General features: G+C 40.7%; 18 protein-coding genes. 8 read left to right on the forward strand and 10 right to left on the reverse strand.

The genetic code is table 11. The annotated features are described in order from the left end of the window. Nucleotides 1-5 precede the first annotated feature (5 nt). The 3 genes from ACS604_RS08595 to ACS604_RS08605 all read right to left on the reverse strand — a co-directional run bounded on the left by ACS604_RS08595 (nucleotide 6) and on the right by ACS604_RS08605 (nucleotide 3,443). Complete coding sequence (locus ACS604_RS08595; protein ID WP_474771269.1) at nucleotides 6-833, reverse strand: SAM-dependent methyltransferase; 828 nt, start codon at nucleotides 831-833, stop codon at nucleotides 6-8. Nucleotides 834-837: 4 nt separating this feature from the next. Beyond that, on the reverse strand, nucleotides 838-2,136 hold the full coding sequence (locus ACS604_RS08600) for an FAD-dependent oxidoreductase (protein WP_004789961.1): 1,299 nt from the start codon (nucleotides 2,134-2,136) through the stop codon (nucleotides 838-840). Nucleotides 2,137-2,570: 434 nt separating this feature from the next. After that, nucleotides 2,571-3,443 carry a pirin family protein gene (locus tag ACS604_RS08605; RefSeq protein WP_151963791.1) on the reverse strand — a complete coding sequence of 291 codons (873 nt, stop codon included), beginning with the start codon at nucleotides 3,441-3,443 and terminating at the stop codon, nucleotides 2,571-2,573. A gap of 277 nt (nucleotides 3,444-3,720) precedes the next feature. On the opposite strand from ACS604_RS08605, the gene ycaC reads away from it, so the two are divergent. Both ycaC and ACS604_RS08615 read left to right on the forward strand, forming a co-directional pair. Next, on the forward strand, nucleotides 3,721-4,347 hold the full coding sequence (gene ycaC / locus ACS604_RS08610; protein ID WP_002052204.1) for an isochorismate family cysteine hydrolase YcaC: 627 nt from the start codon (nucleotides 3,721-3,723) through the stop codon (nucleotides 4,345-4,347). 20 nt (nucleotides 4,348-4,367) lie between these two features. Continuing rightward, a complete protein-coding gene (locus tag ACS604_RS08615; protein WP_288420888.1) occupies nucleotides 4,368-5,342 on the forward strand; it encodes a LysR substrate-binding domain-containing protein in 975 nt (324 codons plus the stop codon). Between the two features lie 103 nt (nucleotides 5,343-5,445). Here the strand turns inward: ACS604_RS08615 and ACS604_RS08620 are convergent, their stop codons facing one another. Then, a complete protein-coding gene (locus ACS604_RS08620; RefSeq protein WP_474771272.1) occupies nucleotides 5,446-6,894 on the reverse strand; it encodes an NAD-dependent succinate-semialdehyde dehydrogenase in 1,449 nt (482 codons plus the stop codon). Beyond that, entirely contained in the window at nucleotides 6,891-8,183 is a 1,293-nt protein-coding gene (gabT, locus tag ACS604_RS08625) for a 4-aminobutyrate--2-oxoglutarate transaminase (RefSeq protein ID WP_004789969.1), read from the reverse strand. Before gabT ends, ACS604_RS08620 begins: the two co-directional genes overlap by 4 nt. 156 nt (nucleotides 8,184-8,339) lie before the next feature. Here gabT and pdxR point away from each other — a divergent pair, with 156 nt between their 5' ends. After that, nucleotides 8,340-9,839, forward strand: coding sequence for a MocR-like pyridoxine biosynthesis transcription factor PdxR (gene pdxR, locus ACS604_RS08630; protein WP_238612255.1), 1,500 nt, complete (start codon nucleotides 8,340-8,342; stop codon nucleotides 9,837-9,839). Nucleotides 9,840-9,905: 66 nt separating this feature from the next. Here the strand turns inward: pdxR and ACS604_RS08635 are convergent, their stop codons facing one another. Continuing rightward, the gene (locus ACS604_RS08635) at nucleotides 9,906-11,348 is read right to left on the reverse strand and encodes an amino acid permease (RefSeq protein WP_174740519.1); all 1,443 of its coding nucleotides are present in this window, start codon (nucleotides 11,346-11,348) and stop codon (nucleotides 9,906-9,908) included. Nucleotides 11,349-11,675: 327 nt separating this feature from the next. Next, nucleotides 11,676-12,224, reverse strand: a complete 549-nt coding sequence (locus ACS604_RS08640; RefSeq protein WP_004789974.1) for a helix-turn-helix domain-containing protein — start codon at nucleotides 12,222-12,224, stop codon at nucleotides 11,676-11,678. A gap of 68 nt (nucleotides 12,225-12,292) precedes the next feature. Here ACS604_RS08640 and ACS604_RS08645 point away from each other — a divergent pair, with 68 nt between their 5' ends. Both ACS604_RS08645 and ACS604_RS08650 read left to right on the forward strand, forming a co-directional pair. After that, nucleotides 12,293-12,988 carry an AzlC family ABC transporter permease gene (locus ACS604_RS08645; RefSeq protein ID WP_474771274.1) on the forward strand — a complete coding sequence of 232 codons (696 nt, stop codon included), beginning with the start codon at nucleotides 12,293-12,295 and terminating at the stop codon, nucleotides 12,986-12,988. Beyond that, nucleotides 12,985-13,308, forward strand: a complete 324-nt coding sequence (locus ACS604_RS08650; RefSeq protein ID WP_005300712.1) for an AzlD domain-containing protein — start codon at nucleotides 12,985-12,987, stop codon at nucleotides 13,306-13,308. The genes ACS604_RS08645 and ACS604_RS08650 overlap by 4 nt, the downstream gene beginning before the upstream one ends. A 40-nt stretch (nucleotides 13,309-13,348) precedes the next feature. On the opposite strand, the gene ssb is transcribed toward ACS604_RS08650, so the two are convergent. From ssb to ACS604_RS08665, 3 genes are all read right to left on the reverse strand, one after another. After that, entirely contained in the window at nucleotides 13,349-13,939 is a 591-nt protein-coding gene (gene ssb / locus ACS604_RS08655) for a single-stranded DNA-binding protein (protein WP_005300710.1), read from the reverse strand. A 51-nt stretch (nucleotides 13,940-13,990) separates the two neighbouring features. Then, complete coding sequence (locus ACS604_RS08660; RefSeq protein ID WP_004789981.1) at nucleotides 13,991-15,355, reverse strand: MFS transporter; 1,365 nt, start codon at nucleotides 15,353-15,355, stop codon at nucleotides 13,991-13,993. A 147-nt stretch (nucleotides 15,356-15,502) separates the two neighbouring features. Beyond that, nucleotides 15,503-16,585, reverse strand: coding sequence for a DUF475 domain-containing protein (locus tag ACS604_RS08665; RefSeq protein WP_004789983.1), 1,083 nt, complete (start codon nucleotides 16,583-16,585; stop codon nucleotides 15,503-15,505). Nucleotides 16,586-16,847: 262 nt separating this feature from the next. Between ACS604_RS08665 and tenA the strand changes: the two genes are divergently transcribed. The 3 genes from tenA to ACS604_RS08680 all read left to right on the forward strand — a co-directional run bounded on the left by tenA (nucleotide 16,848) and on the right by ACS604_RS08680 (nucleotide 18,869). After that, the gene (gene tenA / locus ACS604_RS08670) at nucleotides 16,848-17,522 is read left to right on the forward strand and encodes a thiaminase II (RefSeq protein ID WP_004789986.1); all 675 of its coding nucleotides are present in this window, start codon (nucleotides 16,848-16,850) and stop codon (nucleotides 17,520-17,522) included. A gap of 65 nt (nucleotides 17,523-17,587) precedes the next feature. Then, a complete protein-coding gene (locus ACS604_RS08675; protein ID WP_004789987.1) occupies nucleotides 17,588-17,959 on the forward strand; it encodes a MerR family transcriptional regulator in 372 nt (123 codons plus the stop codon). Nucleotides 17,960-18,062: 103 nt separating this feature from the next. Continuing rightward, complete coding sequence (locus ACS604_RS08680) at nucleotides 18,063-18,869, forward strand: SDR family NAD(P)-dependent oxidoreductase (protein WP_004789989.1); 807 nt, start codon at nucleotides 18,063-18,065, stop codon at nucleotides 18,867-18,869. Nucleotides 18,870-18,887 lie beyond the last annotated feature (18 nt).

The following is an 18,887-nucleotide window of genomic DNA, read 5'->3' on the forward strand; positions in this document are numbered from 1 at the left end:
TCATCCTATTTTTTTATTGCTGTGATTTGAATATAACGTACATATCCATTTTGGTAGAGTTGTTGGCATAACTTTGCAGTCATTTGAATTTTAAAATTTGCCAATCCTCGGCTTTGATTTTGTCCTTGCTGATTTTGAATATACCGCGAAAAACCGAGTAATACAGGCGCGGATAAATCTTCAATTTGAATATCGGCAAAACCTTGTTCTTCCAAGGTAGTCCTTAGTTTTTTTTCAGTCGGTACAGCATCCCAAGCGACATTTGCTGCTTTGAGTAAATAACAATGCTTTTGTTCTTGTAACACGGTCATGTTTTGACATGAATCGGCACGCATTAGGTAGTGAAAACCTAATCGTCCTTTTGAATTTAAAACTGGAGCGATGGAATCTAGGAATGAATTTAAATTGCTGTGATAAGCGGCATCGATACACAACACAGCATCAAAGTGTTGTTTAAATTCAAATTGTTTTAAATTTAAAAATGAACCGCAGAAAATCTGACTTATTTCAGGAATAAGCCTTTGAATTTTATGAACGCATTGGGCTTGTAAGTCGACTGCGCTGAGGCTTTTGGGTTGATAGCGCTGTAGCCAGTGCAACAAACTTGCACCCTGTCCGCAGCCTAAATCTAAGAGATGATCTTTTGAATTTAAATTGATAGCTTGTGCCAAATGATCTGCCAATTGGCAACAAGCTTCACGGTAGTTTTGGGTATTTTTCCAAAAACCCAAATTTGTCCAAGCAAGCTCTTCGTTATCTCCCAAACTTGATGCATCAATTGCATATTTATGAGGGATAAGCCTAGAAAGAGCTGCTCGGACTTTTATTTTCACAATTTCAGTAACCGAGCTCAGGAGCAACTTCGACCTGAGGTTTTAAACCTACAAATGGTAAAGGTGCACCTAAAATTTCAGCAATATGCATTGCAGAAGTAACTGCTGACTCTAAAATTGGCAAGCCATCACATGACCATGAACCGCAGTAAAATACTTTACGGTTTAAGTCTAAATGGCGTTGTTGCAACTCTTTATTTAGGGCAACTGTTTGTGAGTCAACGACTGCACGCGTTAAAGTCACTTTTGAAATGATTTTTTTAGGATCAATATCAGTCACTGGGCGCCAAGTCTGGAACACTGGATTTTTACCCACAAGTGATGGTTCAACCGCATTCATCCAAACTGTGAATTGCTGACGCGTAAACTTACGATCCATCATATAGCTCAGCACTGACCAGTCTTTACGACGTGGTGGCATTACTGTTGCATCTGTATGAATAACAAGATCACCTTGCTCAAAACGGAATTGCTTAAGTAAATTCATATCTTCAGCAAATTGTTCAGGGTTCAAAAACTCATCAATTTTAGACGTTGGCGTTGCCACAATCACTCGATCAAATAAGTTCTTTTCACCTTGGCTGTTTTCAACCAGTACTTTCTCACCTTGTAATTCAACGTTCTTAATCGCTGATCCGCTATGAATGTCGATACCTTTAATCAAGCTATCTACAAATGCAGGTGTACCGCCTTTCATACGCAAAAGCATGTCGCCATCGGTCAAATGACGTAAAAACTCAAGTAGGTTTTTTGCTGGCCAATCGCCAATTGTTTTTGGATTACACGTACAAATTGTATAGAGCACCGGCATAACAACGCCATGCCAGAATACTTCTTCTATATCGTTCTGATTAATAAATTCAGCGAGAGTAATATCTTGATTTTTAGATTTGAAAAACTGATGAATTGCAGTTTTTAATTGCAACATCCCTTTTACAAGACGCCAGCCATATTGCTGAATGCCTTTACGATTATTGATAATCGGGAAATTACCAATACGGCTACGAGATGTGGTTAACCATGTTTCAGTACGATCTTCAAATAACCAGCTACATGACATATAAGTACGTACTGGAAACGTTTTAATACCTAAATGAGCAGCGAGGCTGAGTGTGTTTTTCCATAAATGAGGATTCATCACACGTAGCGGTGCATCAATAATTCCACCATCGAACTCAATGCTATGGCTATCCATTCCCCGGCCAGGAAGTGCTTCAAATATCGTGATCGTATGCCCTGCATCTTTCAGAATTCTTGCTGCCGCAAGACCTGCCATTCCACTGCCAATAATTGCGATATTCAAAATGATGTCCCATTCTTTGAGAATTTTTTTGATTATCACTCATACCCCAAAAAAACACCGTATTAAAAACTACCAGATTTTTATTTTTTGCATCAATTTATATAGAAAATATTTAGCTTTTTGGCAAAGTCATTTTTTATATTTCCTTACAATCACATGGAAGCTCATAAAACCTTAAATTTTTTGAAAATTTAAAAAAAATCTTTTAAATAAAATAAGATAATTTAACTATATTTATATCATTCGTTTTACAACTATTATTTTTTGCGATATCATGACATCACAATAATGAGAAGCAAATCACATAAAACAATGCCGCAACAACAATGCCAACCATCATAAAAACAGAATCTTTACAGCGAAAAAGCCCGCTATTCACATTTGATAGCGGGCTTTTTATTACTTTAAATGACGAAAAATAAGACTTAAAAGATCTAACCTTCTTGCATGATTGAACCGAATTTTCCACGATTAAAATCATCAATCGCTTCCATAATCTCGGCTTTGCTATTCATAACGAATGGACCATAACCTTCGATTGGTTCATTGAGTGGTTGGCCAGTCAAGACTAGGAATTTAGTGTCTTCTTCAGCATTTAAACTAAACTCAACGCCTTCGCGAGATAAAATCGCAACGGTTTTACCTTCAAGACGGTTGGTATCATTAATGACCACTGCACCATCTAACACAACAACAAGCGTAGTATGTCCTTCAGGCACATAAAGGGTGTGTTTTTGACCTTTGACCAATTTACCATCCCATACGTTTAATGGGCTAAATGTCGTTGCTGCACCTTTTGAATCTGCATATTCACCCGCAATCACACGCAAATGACTACCATGCTCGTCTAACGCAATGTCTGGAATATCTTTGGCTTCAATTGCTTGGTATTTTCCAGGCGTCATTTTTGAATGAGCAGGTAAATTTACCCATAATTGTACCATCTCAAAAAGACCACCATGCTCTGCAAACTCAGGAGAATGGAACTCTTCATGCAAAACGCCTGCACCCGCAGTCATCCATTGTACGTCACCTGTTTTAATGGTTCCGCCGCCGCCGCTTGAGTCTTTATGAGTCACTTCACCTTGATAAGCGATTGTCACTGTTTCAAAGCCACGGTGTGGATGCGAGCCTACACCTTGCTGTTCGGTCGTTGGTGAGAAGGTATAAGGCGCTGCATAATCGAGTAGCAAAAATGGGCTTAGGGTTTGGCCTAAACGGTCATAAGAGAATAGGTTATATACAGGGAAACCATCACCCACCCAATGCATGTGGTTATTTTGATATGCACCAAGAAATTTCTTCATCTGATCTCTCCTATATATGTAGGATTTTCTTGAACTGAGATTGATTTTACGCCTCAATAATTGCAGTTTATAGATCAGGATTAGCAACACATTATTTCATCTATGAGACAATCATAAAGTTTGAGGTACTCTTTTTAAGATCGTCCTATTTTTAAAATTCTTAATCCTATTTTTTAGACTTAATCACGACAACAAACTCAACTAGCATAATTTTAGGCACTGATGACCTACTTAATAATTTTTGATTATTTATTTTGATAACACGAGGACATAAAAAATGGCTCAAGATTACGTACGTTTAGACAAGGATAATGCTGCGGTTCTTTTAGTTGACCACCAAGCAGGTTTACTTTCTTTAGTTCGAGATATCGATCCAGACAAATTTAAAAATAATGTATTAGCACTTGCAGATGCTGCGAAATATTTCAATTTACCGACTATTCTTACCACGAGTTTTGAAAACGGTCCAAATGGCCCTTTAGTACCAGAATTAAAAGAGCTTTTTCCAGATGCGCCATTTATTCCACGTCCTGGTCAAATCAATGCATGGGATAATGAAGACTTTGTAAAAGCGGTCAAAGCGACAGGTAAAAAACAACTGATTATTGCGGGTGTGGTAACTGAAGTTTGTGTGGCATTCCCTGCTTTATCTGCATTAGCAGAAGGCTTTGAAGTGTTTGTGATTACTGATGCTTCTGGTACTTTCAATGAATTAACCCGTGATGCTGCTTGGGACCGTATGTCAAAAGCAGGTGCTCAGCTGATGACTTGGTTCGGCATGGCATGTGAGTTACACCGTGACTGGCGTAATGACGTAGAAGGCTTAGGTGCTCTCTTCTCAAATCATATTCCTGATTACCGCAACCTGATGACCAGCTATAGCTTTAATACATCGCAAAAATAAGCTGAATTGCCAAGATTAGAGTGCTTAAGCGCTCTAATCTTAAATTTAAATGGATTGATCTGACATTGATAAGCTCTTTTGATGATTTTTATTATTTCTATTTAGTCGTAAAACACGGCGGCTTTAGTGCGGCCAGTGAAGCCGAAAATATTAGTAAGTCCAAGCTCAGCCGACGCATTATTGACCTTGAAAATAAATTTAATGTTAGCCTCATTCAAAGAACAACCCGCCATTTTAAAGTGACCGATTTAGGCCAAGAGTTCTACGAAGAATGCTGCAAAGTTATTGCCCAAGTTGAATGTGCAGAAAACGTTTTGTTAAAGCAAAAAAGTGAGCCTCAAGGAGTAGTAAAAGTCAGCTGCCCACCTTTAATGATGCATTTTCAAATTAGAAAAATTTTAAATCAGTTTTTAAAAACTTATCCTAAAGTTGAGATTGCTCTTGAGCTGACCAGCCGTCGAGTAGATATTTTGCATGATGACATCGACCTCGCGATTCGGACTAATTTCGAACCGAATGAAGATTCAAATTTAATTGTTCGGGATGTAATTAAAACCGATCACTGTCTAGTAGCTTCACCTGAATTACTACAAGGCCGAACCATTGAGCATTATTCTGAATTACAAGACTTTCCAAGTATTAGCTTAGGCACTCAAAAGCAAAATTATATTTGGCATTTATGCAATATTCGAAATGGTGAATCAGTTGATGTGCCTTACCAACCACGAATCAAAAGTAACGACTTGGCAGGTGTTTACTATGCCGTGATGGATGGTTTAGGCATTGCCGACCTTCCCTTTTTAACAGTTGAATCTGAAATTCGTAAAGGCACACTTGTGCATATTCTTCCTGACTGGAAGTCGAATATTGGCATGCTACAACTGGTTTATGTGTCTAGAAAAGGCCAACGTCTGGTGGTCGAAAAACTCATTGAAACCCTGATTGAAGAACTCAGACGTTTACCCGAAAGCCATGAAGGATATCTACCGACTTAAATAAAAAAACCGGTCATGAATGGGCATGACCGGTTTTTGTGAAACATCACATACAGCATAACTGCATGTTTTCGTTCAGAACAAAACGAACTCGCTTTGTTCCTTACTCAGATAAGTCTACGCAGAGGTATTTCATTTCGACATATTCTTCGATGCCGAATTTTGAACCTTCACGGCCTAGACCTGATTGTTTTACGCCACCAAACGGAGCAACTTCATTTGAAATTGCGCCTGTGTTAATGCCGACCATTCCATACTCAAGTGCTTCACCCACTCGCCATTGACGAGCTGTGCTTTGAGTAAATAAATAAGCAGCTAAACCAAACTCGGTATCGTTCGCCATTGCCACTGCTTCATCTTCAGTTTTAAAGCGGAATAGCGGTGCAAGCGGACCAAAGGTTTCTTCTTTAGACACTTTCATATCTTGAGTTACACCAGTTAAAACTGTTGGTTCAAAGAATGTGCCACCAAGTGCCGAACGCTGACCACCAATACGAACGGTTGCACCTTTCTCAGTTGCATCTGCAATATGAGACTGAACTTTTGCAATCGCATCTTCATCAATTAAAGGCCCTTGAGTTGAACCTTCTTGACGGCCATCGCCAACTTTCAGCTTAGACACAGCTTCAACCAAACGGTCTGCCAGCGCATCGTAAATACCATCTTGAACATAAATACGGTTCGCACAAACACAAGTCTGACCGCTGTTACGATATTTACTTGCCATAATGCCCTGAACTGCTTGTTCAAGATTGGCATCGTCAAATACCACAACTGGTGCATTACCACCGAGTTCAAGCGAAAGCTTTTTAATAGTTGGCGCACATTGTTGCATCAAGATACGACCCACTTGGGTTGAACCTGTAAAGCTTAACTTACGAACAATATCGCTTTCGCATAGTGTTTTACCGACTTCAACCGCATCACCACTAATGTTAATTAAAACATCGGCTGGTAAGTCTGCCTGTAAAGCCAATACTTCAAGTGCATAGGCGGTTAACGGCGTTTGTTCTGCTGGTTTAACCAACATTGAACAACCCGCAGCAATCGCTGGACCGGCTTTACGCGTAATCATGGCAGCTGGGAAGTTCCACGGCGTAATTGCAGCAGTAACACCAATTGCTTGTTTAATCACGAGCAGACGTTGATTTGGCAACGTAGGTGTCAATACTTCACCATCAATACGGCGAGCTTGCTCGGCAAACCAGCGTATGAACGATGCTGCATAACCAATTTCACCACGTGCTTCTGCCAATGGTTTACCTTGCTCAGCTGTTAAAATTTGAGCTAAATTTTCTTTGTGCTCAAGCATGAGGTTGTACCATGCCAATAGCACATCAGCACGCGCCAAGGCAGTTTGCTTTTTCCAAGCGGCCTGCGCTTTTGCCGAACGGTTAATTGCGGCTTCAACTCCTGCACGGTCATAGGTTTTTACCCATGCCAAAGTTTCACCTGTAGCAGCATCATTCACCTCGATATAGTCATTTGATGCAGGTGCTTCTAACGCAATATCAGGATGTTTTAATAAATACTGCAAAGTATTTTGAATCATGCAGATTGCTCCATTGCTTTTGCACTACCTGCTTTGAGTGTCGCAAAACCTTGTTTCAAAATATCAAGACCTTGACGGAATTGCTCAGCAGGAATGGTTAATGGATATAAGAAACGAATTACATTACCGTATTTACCACAAGTAAGAAGTAACAACCCGTTTTCCATTGCATAGTTTTGTACAACTTTTGCTTGTTCAGCAGTCTCAAGCTCTACTGCAACCATTGAACCTAAAGCACGAATATCAGTTACGACGTCGCCTGTTGCTTGCTGAATATCTTTAAGTGCAACAACCAACTCTGCACCTAATTCATTTGCGCGGTCGCATAGGTTTTCTTCTTCAATCGCATCAATCACTGCATGCGCAGCAGCAACCGCAATCGGGCTACCTGCGTAAGTACCACCTAGTCCACCTGGGTTTGGTGCATCCATCACTTCTGCACGGCCAACAACACCCGAAATTGGGAAGCCACCACCCAAGCTTTTCGCCATGGTGATCAGGTCTGCTTTAGTCTCGTAATAGTTCATTGCGAACAATTTACCAGTACGGGCAAAACCTGATTGCACTTCGTCAGCAACTAATAAAATGCCGTGCTTATCGCAAATTGAACGTAAACGTTTTAAGAACTCAGCTGGCACAACATTGAAACCGCCCTCACCTTGTACTGGCTCAAGCACAATTGCTGCAACATCATGTGGTGCAATATCTTCACTGAAAATATCTTCAACGCTTTCAATTGCCGCGTCTACAGAAATACCTTTAGCAGGCACAGGGTAACGTGCGTGGAACACACCCGCTGGCATCACACCGAAATCACGTTTGTAAGGTGCAGTTTTACCTGTCATTGCCATGGTCATAAATGAACGACCGTGGAAACCGTTACCAAAAGTGATAATGCCGTGACGACCTGTGTAACAACGAGCAATCTTCACAGCATTTTCAACTGCTTCTGCACCTGTTGTGAAAAAAGCTGACTTAGCAGGACCAGCAATTGGTGCACGCTCATTAATACGCTCAGCTAAAGCCACATAGCTTTCATAAGGTGTTACTTGATAGGCAGTGTGAGTAAATTTAGTGAGTTGTTCTGTCACCGCTGCAATAACTTTAGGGTGGCGATGGCCTGTATTTAAAACCGCGATACCACCAGCAAAGTCGATAAATTGGTTGCCTTCCTTGTCCCAAAGCGTCGCGTTTTCAGCTTTTTCCGCATACCACTGGCACATCACGCCTACACCACGTGGAGTTGCTTGCTGTTTACGTGCGTTAAGTGCAGAATGTTGATTATCCATTTGATTCCCTCATATTTTCATCATCAGTTGCAGCTTTGGTTTTTTGCATCCTGTGCTTAATTTTCAGGGTGCTTTACAACGACTGCCTATGCATGTAATTTCGCTCGTCTGGCGGCAACTGACGAGAGCCATTTTTTAACTGTAGGAGAGAGCCAATTGCGTAGTTTACTTGGAGATCATTTATTACAACGGCTCCAACAGGACACCGAAGGTAAACTACATCAGCGCCTTTTCCGTTGTCTGCGTGGTGCCATTATTGATGGTGTCATTCAGCCTAAAACTCGCTTGCCCGCTTCACGTGACTTAGCCAGTGAAATTCATGTTTCGAGAAATACTGTTCTTACCGCCTATGAACAGCTACAAGCTGAAGGCTATTTAGAGGCTCGTACGGGACACGGCACATGGGTTGCCGAGAAACTACCAGAGAGTTTTTTAAATACACAAAATAAGAAAAAAGTAGTTTCAAGTCCGAAAGTTCAAAACTCTTATGCGCTCTCAAATCGTGGCTCAAACTTATTAGGCTATGCCGCAGCCTCGCCACATCAATGGGGGGCTTTTGTGCCAGGAGCACCCGATGTTACCGAGTTTCCACATCATATTTTTAGTCGCATTCAGGCTCGCCTGAGCCGAGAGCCTGACATTAACCGTTTAATTTACAGCAATGCTGGTGGCTGTATTGAGCTTCGGAGTGCGTTGGCAGATTACTTGCGTGTTGCGCGCTCAGTTCAGTGTGATGCAGATCAAATTATTATTACCGAAGGTATTCACCAAGCGATTGACTTAGTTTCGCGTGCGCTTAGTGATATTGGTGATCGCGTCTGGATTGAAGATCCAGGTTATTGGGGAATGCGTAACACTTTACGTATTAATGGCGTAGATATTCAACCCATGCCAGTCGATGCCGAAGGCATTATTCCCGAAGAAAATCCGGTTAAACCACCTAAACTCATTTTTGTCACGCCATCACACCAATATCCACTGGGTTCACATTTAAGCCTAGATCGCCGACGCAAATTGATTGAGATTGCCCGTCAGCACAATAGCTGGATTGTAGAAGATGATTATGACAGTGAGTTCCGTTTCTCAGGCCAACCGTATCCGTCATTACAAGGCTTAGAAAATGATGCACCTGTACTGTACATGGGCACGTTTAGTAAAACCATTTATCCATCTTTAAGAATTGGCTATTTGGTGGTACCAAAACCACTCTTTTCACCCCTACGTATTGTGGCAGCTGAACTGTATCGTGGTGGGCATTTGCTTGAGCAAAAGGCCCTAGCAGAATTTATTCGTGAAGGTCATTACGAAGCGCATATTCGTCGTATGCGTTTACTTTATGGAAAGAGACGCGATTATTTAGTCAGTCTGATTAAACGCTATCTTGGCCCCGAATTTATTCATGAATATGACGAAGCAGCAGGATTACACTTAGTTTTAAAACTACCAAACTCTTGCGATGATGTCGCGATTGCAGCCATGGCACTTGAACGTGGTGTCAAAGTTCGCCCCCTTTCACAGTACTACATGCAATCACACGCACACGCTGAGCGCGGACTACTGATGGGATTTGCCTGTGTAAATGAAAAAGACATGGTGATGGCTTTCGGTGTGTTGCTCCAGTGCTTACGTGAAGCAGGTGTACCTACGCTGAATTAACTATTCTCTCGTACTAAGCCAAACAAAAAGAGCCTCATTGTGAGGCTCTTTTTTATTTAAAAATGACTAAACTAATTTCTCTTCTTGAGTATGAGTGAGATGGTTTGTTCTACGCTCTTTACCCCACCCCAGTTTTTCCGACAATATTCCAAAAAACACAATAATGCCGAACAATGCTGTGGTGTAAATCACTTCTTTAAAATAGGTACCTTCAATCAACATGGTAAGAATTGCACCAATAATTGCAAAGATCACCACATAAGTTAAGTAAGGGAACATCCACATTTTAAAGTCAATTTTCACGCCTTCAGCTTCTAATTTTTTACGCATACGAAGCTGAGAATAAGCAATGGTCAGGTACACATAGAGTGTTGCTGCACCCGTCGTTAGCATGAAAAAGTCGTAAACATCCATACTCTTAGTTGCAGTTAAAATCACGGCAATCACAGAGAAAAAGCATGACACAATCACACCTACCCACGGACTGCTTTTACTGTTCACAGAGCCAAAACTTTTCGGTGCGTCACCACGCTTAGCTAAAGAGAACAGCATACGTGAACACGTATAAAGTGCTGAGTTAAAGCAACTACATACCGACGTGAGAACCACAAAATTTACGATATGACGTGCCCCCGGAATACCAAGAGCAGACAAAGTCACACTATAGGTTCCCCAAGTTGAATCTTTCAAAAGTTCATTGTTATGAGGAATGAGACATACCGCCACAAACATTGAACCCACATAGAATAAAATAATTCTCCAAACCACTGAGTTCGATGCTTTACGAATTTCTTTAGATGGATTTGCCGATTCTGCTGCCGCTACAGTGACAATTTCAGCGCCAATATAAGCAAACATGACCCCAAGCAAGGCGGTAATAACGGATGAACCACCATTTGGCATAAAGCCTTGAGAGGTTAGATTACTAATACCAGAAGCAGCCGGATTGCCCCAAGGCCACAAATGCATGATGGCTAAACTACCAATCACCAAGAAGATAACAATCGCGATGACTTTGATGAGCGCAAACCAGAACTCAAATTCGCCATAGTTTTTCACGTTTTGTAAATTGACTGCGACTAATGCACCAATCACGACAACCATATAGGCCCAGATCGGTATAAATGGGAACCAATTATTTAAAATTTTACCTGCCACATAGGCTTCCCAGCCCATGAGCATTGCGAGCGTACACCAATACAACCAGCCAATTGAGAAACCTGCCCAACGACCAATCGCACGGTCAGCATATGTTGAAAAAGAGCCACTATCAGGGTTTAAAACGGCCATCTCGCCTAACATACGCATGATGAACCAAACGAGTAAACCACCTAACGCGTAAGTTAGAAAAACTACAGGTCCCGTATTGTAAATAATACTGCCCGAGCCTACAAATAAAGAGCCACCAATTACCCCTGCAATCGAGATCATGGTTAAGTGGCGTGATTTGAGTCCATGTTTTAAACTTTGGGAGTGATTGGCTTCAGAACCATTTTGATGAGCTGCCATATCATTTTCCTTAATATATGGAGGATATCGGCTAGTCTCGGAAAACATCCGAAGCCAAAAAATATCCCCTAAAAATTTAGCCGTTCTGCCCAATTCCTAAAACAGAAAAATCACTGAGCTTATCCGGCGCTTCCGTATGCATACTTCCAATGGCTTTAATTTGTCGTTTCGGCAGTCAAGAAACGAGAGCCATTTTTCGAATAAAAGAGAGAGCCAATTGCAAAATTTATACGCAAAATTGGCTCTTTTTGTCTGAAATGCTGGTAAATGGTTTTAAGTTTTTATTTTGAAAATAATTAAGTTTTACTTTAATAAGCTTGGAATTCTTTAGTTTTGTTCAGAGATTAATAACGCTTTTGTACCTGTTTCCAAGGCTCTAAAGATATGTTTCTGGTCGGCAGGATAACAAATATAGTCTCCGACACCGAGCTCAACAGCTTCATCAATTAAACCCACTAAAGCTTTACCTTCGACCACAATAATGTGCTCCACAGAACCAACAGGATGAGGTTCAGAAAGACGGTCTTCGCCCGGTTCAACAATCAATAAATACACATCGCGGCGCGCATGCGGTGGACAAGTCGCGAGCAAAATTGCCTTGTAATTAGCAATCTCTGAACTCACCGTTGGCCCATCGCCACAGCGAATGACTTGTACCTGATTGCTCGGTTCTTCCATCAAACGTGCAAATGGAATATTCAGTGCCACACAAAGTGCCCATAGCGTTTCAATGCTCGGGTTACCTTGGCCAGCTTCTAGTTGAGAAAGTGTAGACTTTGCAACGCCTGCACGACGGGCAACCTCTGCCAAAGAAAGCCCTGCTCTTTGACGTTCACGATTTAAACCTTTGGCAATAATTTCAATTGGCTGAGACATTCACCACATCCGTTCTATAAAAAAAACGATCGTTCGTTTTGACAAAACAATCAGACTTATTCATTATAATGGAAAATCGTTCGTTATATCATACTATGTCCACATACGCTCTCATTAAGAAACTTAGTAAAGACACCACCCGCTCGATTTTCTTTGTCTGTCTAGCAACCAGTGTTGTTGGTATGTCTTTAGGTTCACTCGCCGCAAGTTATGGCTTAGCGCTCTGGATCCCGCTTTGCCTATCTGTATTTGTGCTCGCAGGAACTGCCGAATTTATTTTTATTGGATTCTTGGCTGTAAGTGGTAGCCCAATTGCTGCTGCGGTTGCAGGACTACTCGTCAATTTAAGACATTTGCCTTTTGGGATTGCGGTCAATGAATTAATCAGAGGTAAATTCTCTCGATATTTCGGTGCTCATATCATGAACGATGAAAGCGTTTTGTTTGGCATGGCACAGCCTGATTTCGAGACAAAAAAAGCCGCTTACTGGCTATGTGGTATAGGCATCATGTTCAGTTGGCCGCTCGGTGTAACAGCAGGTTATTTTATTGGAAGCGCTATTCCAGACCCGAAAACTTTCGGTTTGGATGCCATTTTCCCAGCGATTTTAATTGCACTTACTTTTTCTGCTTTAAAGAACAAATCTACTCGAAAAGCTGCATTTGCTGGATCAACTTTGGCACTGATGACTACACCTTTTTTAGCCTCAGGACTTCCAATTCTGATTTCACTTTTTGGCTTAATATTTGGTAGAAAAAAATGAATCAACAATTACTCATTATTTTGGGCATAGGTTTGCTAGCACTTGGAACATATGGGATTCGTTTTGCTGGTTTTCACTTAGGCGCCAAGTTTACTTTTTCTGAAAAATATCAAGTTTTACTTTCAAACGGCGCAACTGTTTTGCTCTGTGCCATTGCGGTCACGACGACATTTTTTGAAGGCCAAGATTTTGCAGGTTTCGCGCGTATATTCGGCGTTGGGCTAGCACTTCTCTTGGTTTGGAGAAAAGTACCTCTTTTATTGGTGATTTGCTTAGCAGCGGCTGGCACGGCTCTGATACGTTTGCTCGGAATTGAGTAATAAAAAAGGCGAGATAAACTCGCCTTTTTTTAAACTTTGATTAGAACGGTAAATCGTCGTCTAAATCAGCTGGTGCAGACGCTGGTTGTTGTGGCGCTTTAGGAGCGAAACCACCACCTTGTGGGCTGTTGCCGCCATTACCGAAACCACCTTGGCCACCATAACCACCGCCATTGTTTTGGCCATAGCCGCCACCTTGGTTGTTATTATTTTGATAACCATTACCACCTTGTTGAGGTGCGTTAAAACGTGGTTGGTTAAAATCATTACCGCCAGCGAAACCTTGTTCACCTTGTTGACGACCATCTAACATTTGCATCTGTTCGCCACGAATTTCTGTTGTATAGCGCTCTTGGCCATTTTGATCAGTCCACTGACGCGTGCGTAATGAACCTTCAATATATACCTTAGAACCTTTACGTAGGAACTGCTGAGCAATTTCACCTAAACGGTTATGCAAAACAATACGGTGCCATTCAGTTTGTTCTTTACGCTCACCTGAAGTTTTATCGGTCCAAGCTTCACTTGTCGCGATTGAAAATTGAGTCAGCGAGCCCCCATTTGGAAAAGTTTTTGTTTCAGGATCACGACCCAAAGTACCAACCAAAATAACCTTATTTACACCACGCATTAGCTATCTTCATCCTATTCATTTCTATGTTTTACTTTATAAGAGTTATGCTTAAATGGCTACCTCTTTACCGAACAACTGCGTTAAATCACGTCGCGCAGCCTCATCAAGAGTCTGTTTATCGACTTTAATATAAGCAACTTGCTGGTCAGGCATCACCACAACTTCTTCTATACCACGAATTGCCAATAGCTGTGTGGTCCACTCATTCACCTGTTGCACTTGCGGTAATGGCAATACAATCGATGACAAATACCGCGGCTGAGCTAAACCAAAACTAATTAGCAACCATATTATAGCAATCCCTGTTAAGACACTCCATCCAATCGCAGTATTATGTAACATCAATAATTGACCACCTAGTGTGCCGCCGAAAAAAGCACCTAAAAACTGACTACTGGCATTTACACCCATAGCAGTTGCTTTTGATTGAATTGGCGCACATTTTGATAACCACGATGGCAATAAAGCTTCCATCACATTAAAGGCAATGAAGAAAATACCTAGGCCTGCGAGTAATACATATTTTGATTGATAACCAAATATGAGCAGCAGCAAACCTGCAATAATGCCTGTAATTGCCGTTAAGAAAATGCCTCGCATTTTGCGATATTTTTCAGCCACGATAATGCTTGGAAATGCAAAAAACAGACTAATAACTAATAACGGTAGATACACCAAACCATGACTGGCTAAAGGAATATGGGCAAACTCGATAAGCTGTGAAGGCACATAAATAAACATGGCAGTCAGCAATAAATGCAATGCAAAAACCGAAACGTGTAAACGGTTTAAATCACCCATTTGAATGACTTGCTTAAGCTGCGCTAAGTAGCCTTGCTGATAATTACGATGATGACGAGTTACTTTAGGTACAAGCAATAACATCAAAATCGCGATTAAACCCATTATGGTCGTGACAAAGAACAAACCAGAAATGCCGACAAGACTTGTGAGCCAAGGCCCCAGACTAAACGCCACCACAAAAGAAAGACCAATACTCATGCCCATCGCGGCCATGGCTTTAGTACGCTGCTCTTCGCGCGTCACATCTGCTAAAAGCGCCATCACGACTGCTGAAACTGCACCCGCACCTGCGATGGCACGGCCAATAATCACGCCATAAATCGTGTCAGATAAACCCGCAATTGCACCGCCAATTGCAAACAGCAATAAGCCAAGTACCACGAGAGGTTTACGACTAAAACGGTCAGCTAGTAAGCTAAAAGGAATTTGCAAAATAGCCTGACTTAAACCATAGACACCCACAGCCAAACCAATCAGTGCTGGAGTTGCATATTGATATGACTGCCCGACTACAGAAAAGACAGGAATAATCATGAACAAACCCAACATACGTAGCGCAAAAATACTACTTAAGGCAAAAGTTGAGCGACGTTCCAAAGCATTCATCATATCAATACACGTTTATCAAACTAGGCAAATTATAAGCCGATTCGTTTCTAAAAATACGGTACACCTTATTTAAATTAACGATTTCAGCTTAAAAAAATAAAGAGGCATTCAGCCTCTTTATTCTATCGAACTTTACTGAAAATTAGCTTAAGGCGACTGTTGCTCGCGCTTCGAATATTGAATTGAAGCAATAACAGCCCACACAATAAACGCTACACCAATTAAACCTGTGACAACTTCAGGTACATGTACGCCCGTACCACTTGCAATCATAATGAATGCTAAAGCACCAATTGCGTAATGCGCACCATGTTCCAAGAACACGTAAGCATCTAGCGTACCTTTTTCAACAAGATAAACAGTCATTGAACGGACAAAAATAGCACCGATTGCAAGACCGAGCATAATCACAACAACGTCGCTGGTAATTGCAAAAGCACCAATTACACCGTCAAAACTGAATGATGCATCTAATACTTCAAGATACAAGAAACCACCGATACCCGCTTTCACCACACCAGACGCAGCACCTGAGCCATCTTGTAATACAGCATTACCATTTTCATCAATTTCAGGCTCACCACCTAACAAATGACTTAATACTTCAACGCCAATGTAAACCACAATGCCCCAAATACCAGCCATGGTCACTGCTAAACGTTGGTGGTCATCTACATAACCTGCCATCACAATTAAAGCGATCAAAGCAATAAAAACAGACATTGCAGGTACGCTAGCTAAACTTGAAAGTTTAGTTTCGAGCCATCTAAACCAATGCGTTTCTTTCTCATCATCAAAGAAGAAGTTTAAGAAAACCAATAATAAGAATGTTCCACCAAACGCTGAAATTTCAGCGTGATGTGCCATTAAGCGTTCAGAATAAGTTTTCGGATCATTGAGTGCCAATTTTGCCACTTCAATAACACCCATATCAGCAGTTACAGCAACAATCACGACAGGGAAAATCAGACGCATACCAAAAACGGCGATTAAAATACCGACCGTTAAAAAGATCATTTTCCAGAACGGATCCCAATTACGTAGAACCGATGCATTTACGACAGCATTGTCAAAAGATAAAGAGACCTCCATTACCGCTAAAATCGCTGTAATTGTTAAAGCTTTAAGCATGGTAGACACGCCAGCTTCAGGTCCATGGGTAAAACCCCAATACGCGGATAGTGCTAAACACACCACCGTAAAAAATATCGAAAATCGGAAATGCTTCATGGATCAGACCTATACCAAGAACTAAATTTAATCTTTCTTAAAACCGCGGCTATTATATCGATAATTAACCACAAAACGATGTTGTTTTGTGCCGTTATTCCAGTTACTTTATCTCTCTGTTTAATAAAGAAATTTATAATTTTTAATTAACTTATTAATCGTATTAAATATTTTCTTGCGATATATCTATCATTATTATTTTTGTATTTTAAAATTGATTTAAAATCCGGTTCAGCTGTCTTATTTTAAATGGAATGATTTTATGCTTTTTTCTCAAGAACTCTGGCAACGTAATTTAAATTTATATCAAAAAATTCTCGACCTGCCTTTTAATCAGGAACTTGCTAACGGTACTTTAGATAAAGAAGCTTTTTGTCATTATGTGATTCAAGATGCTCAATATTTAGTGGCCTATGGTCGCGTACTTGCGGTGGCGGCAGCAAAAGCGTTCGAGGCTGACGATATTATGCAATTTTCAGATGCAGCTAAAATTGCGATTGTGGTGGAGCGTAGTTTGCATGATGACTTCATGAAAAACTTTGGCGTGACCAAAGAAGAATTTAAAAATACGCCTTTGACCTTAGCAGGCCATCATTACACGTCATTTTTAACAGCAACTGCTTGGTCTGAAAGCTACCCTGTTGTACTCGCTGCACTGTTACCTTGCTTCTGGATTTATGCCGAAGTCGGTAAAGATATTGTAGATAAATCAATTCCTAATAACCCTTATCAGGCATGGATTGATACCTATGCAGGCGAAGAGTTTCATATAGCCGTTCGTAATGTGATTGCGACGGTAGACAAGGTTGCCGCACGTTGTGATGCAGACACTTTAGAAAAAATGCATGCCGCGTACACCATGGGTGCAAAACTTGAATGGTTATTTTGGGATAGCGCCTACCACCAAAGACAATGGTTAGGTTTAGACCATATTTAAAACTTCAAAAGAACCGGTCAGATTGTTCAATACGCTGACCGTTTTTAATAAAATGCGAGATAAATATGTATATCGGCGAATTAGCATCTTTAACTGGAGCCACTCCCAAAGCCATTCGGCATTATGAGAAATTAGGCTTGCTACCAGTCGCAAAAAGAAAAGGCAATTATCGTATTTATGAAGAGATCGATGTTAAATCAGTTAAGATGATCCGCCTTGCACAAGCTGTTGGATTTAGCCTTTCTGAGCTTTATGACCTGTCAGCTTTAAAATATAAAAATAATCGCTTTCCTGTAGAAATTGCACAGCAGCTTATTCAAAAAAAGAAACAACAAATTATTGAGCAAAAAAAAGCGTTAAACCGTTTACAAGAAGATTTAAAAGAACTGGAAGATGAGATTATTCAGACTTATATTACCAATAAGATTTCTGCCTAAAACAGCTGATTAAAATCTGCAAATAGCTTTCAAAATGAGTGCTTGACTCTGCCCTTAGGGACAAGGTTTATCGTAATGACTTCTTTTATTACGGACCAATAAAATGAGTGCGCATCTTTCTTTATTTAAAAACTCAACAGCATTAATTACAGGCGCATCTTCAGGAATAGGCAAAGCCTATGCTCAAGAACTTGCATCTTTAGGAATCCATTTAATTTTAACGGCACGATCTGAGCAGAAACTGCATGATTTAGCCGCTGAACTTGGAAACAAATATAACGTGAATGTTGAGGTGATCGTTTTAGATTTAGCTCAACCCAATTCAGCTCAAACCTTATTTGATGAAGTACAAGCTAGAAAATTATCGGTAGAGATTTTAATTAACAACGCAGGATTTGGAAAATGGACTAAATTTTTAGATCAATCTGTATCGATCTATCAAGAAATGATTACGCTTAATATCAGCAGCGTAACGTCTTTATGTTATCTATTTTTGCCCCACATGCTTGCCAACAAAAAAGGCATCATGATTAATATTTCATCGACAGGTGCGTTCCAGCCGTTACCTTATATTGCCGTCTATGGTGCAACTAAATCGTACGTATTGCAGTTTACTGAAGCGCTTGCAGGGGAATATGCATCTTCGGGTGTTAAATTTCTGGCAGTTTGTCCAGGCAATACCGAAACCAATTTTACTCAGGTGGCAAATGCAGATACGAGTGGCATGAAAAGCTCTACGGTAGATGATGTTGTCTCTGCTACAGTTCGAGCATTAGATAAGAATAAAGCAACGGTTGTGGTGGGATGTAGCAACTATTTGACGTCTCAATTACCTCGAATTCTTTCTCGCCAAAAGATGATTCATTTAGTTGAAGGCATGCTCAAAACCCGTGTTATTGAAACATTATAAAAAATGCTTCAATTTAAA

Source organism: Acinetobacter sp. Li1LvA2 (assembly GCF_056156705.1).

Bases quoted from the DNA above. Each gene is read 5' to 3' on its own strand.
- ACS604_RS08605 (WP_151963791.1), bottom strand. From the start codon at position 3,443: ATGAAGAAATTTCTTGGTGCATATCAAAATAACCACATGCATTGGGTG.
- ycaC (WP_002052204.1), top strand. From the start codon at position 3,721: ATGGCTCAAGATTACGTACGTTTAGACAAGGATAATGCTGCGGTTCTT.
- ACS604_RS08620 (WP_474771272.1), bottom strand. From the start codon at position 6,894: ATGATTCAAAATACTTTGCAGTATTTATTAAAACATCCTGATATTGCG.
- gabT (WP_004789969.1), bottom strand. From the start codon at position 8,183: ATGGATAATCAACATTCTGCACTTAACGCACGTAAACAGCAAGCAACT.
- ACS604_RS08635 (WP_174740519.1), bottom strand. From the start codon at position 11,348: ATGGCAGCTCATCAAAATGGTTCTGAAGCCAATCACTCCCAAAGTTTA.
- ACS604_RS08640 (WP_004789974.1), bottom strand. From the start codon at position 12,224: ATGTCTCAGCCAATTGAAATTATTGCCAAAGGTTTAAATCGTGAACGT.
- ACS604_RS08645 (WP_474771274.1), top strand. From the start codon at position 12,293: ATGGAAAATCGTTCGTTATATCATACTATGTCCACATACGCTCTCATT.
- ACS604_RS08650 (WP_005300712.1), top strand. From the start codon at position 12,985: ATGAATCAACAATTACTCATTATTTTGGGCATAGGTTTGCTAGCACTT.
- ssb (WP_005300710.1), bottom strand. From the start codon at position 13,939: ATGCGTGGTGTAAATAAGGTTATTTTGGTTGGTACTTTGGGTCGTGAT.
- ACS604_RS08660 (WP_004789981.1), bottom strand. From the start codon at position 15,355: ATGATGAATGCTTTGGAACGTCGCTCAACTTTTGCCTTAAGTAGTATT.
- ACS604_RS08665 (WP_004789983.1), bottom strand. From the start codon at position 16,585: ATGAAGCATTTCCGATTTTCGATATTTTTTACGGTGGTGTGTTTAGCA.
- tenA (WP_004789986.1), top strand. From the start codon at position 16,848: ATGCTTTTTTCTCAAGAACTCTGGCAACGTAATTTAAATTTATATCAA.
- ACS604_RS08675 (WP_004789987.1), top strand. From the start codon at position 17,588: ATGTATATCGGCGAATTAGCATCTTTAACTGGAGCCACTCCCAAAGCC.
- ACS604_RS08680 (WP_004789989.1), top strand. From the start codon at position 18,063: ATGAGTGCGCATCTTTCTTTATTTAAAAACTCAACAGCATTAATTACA.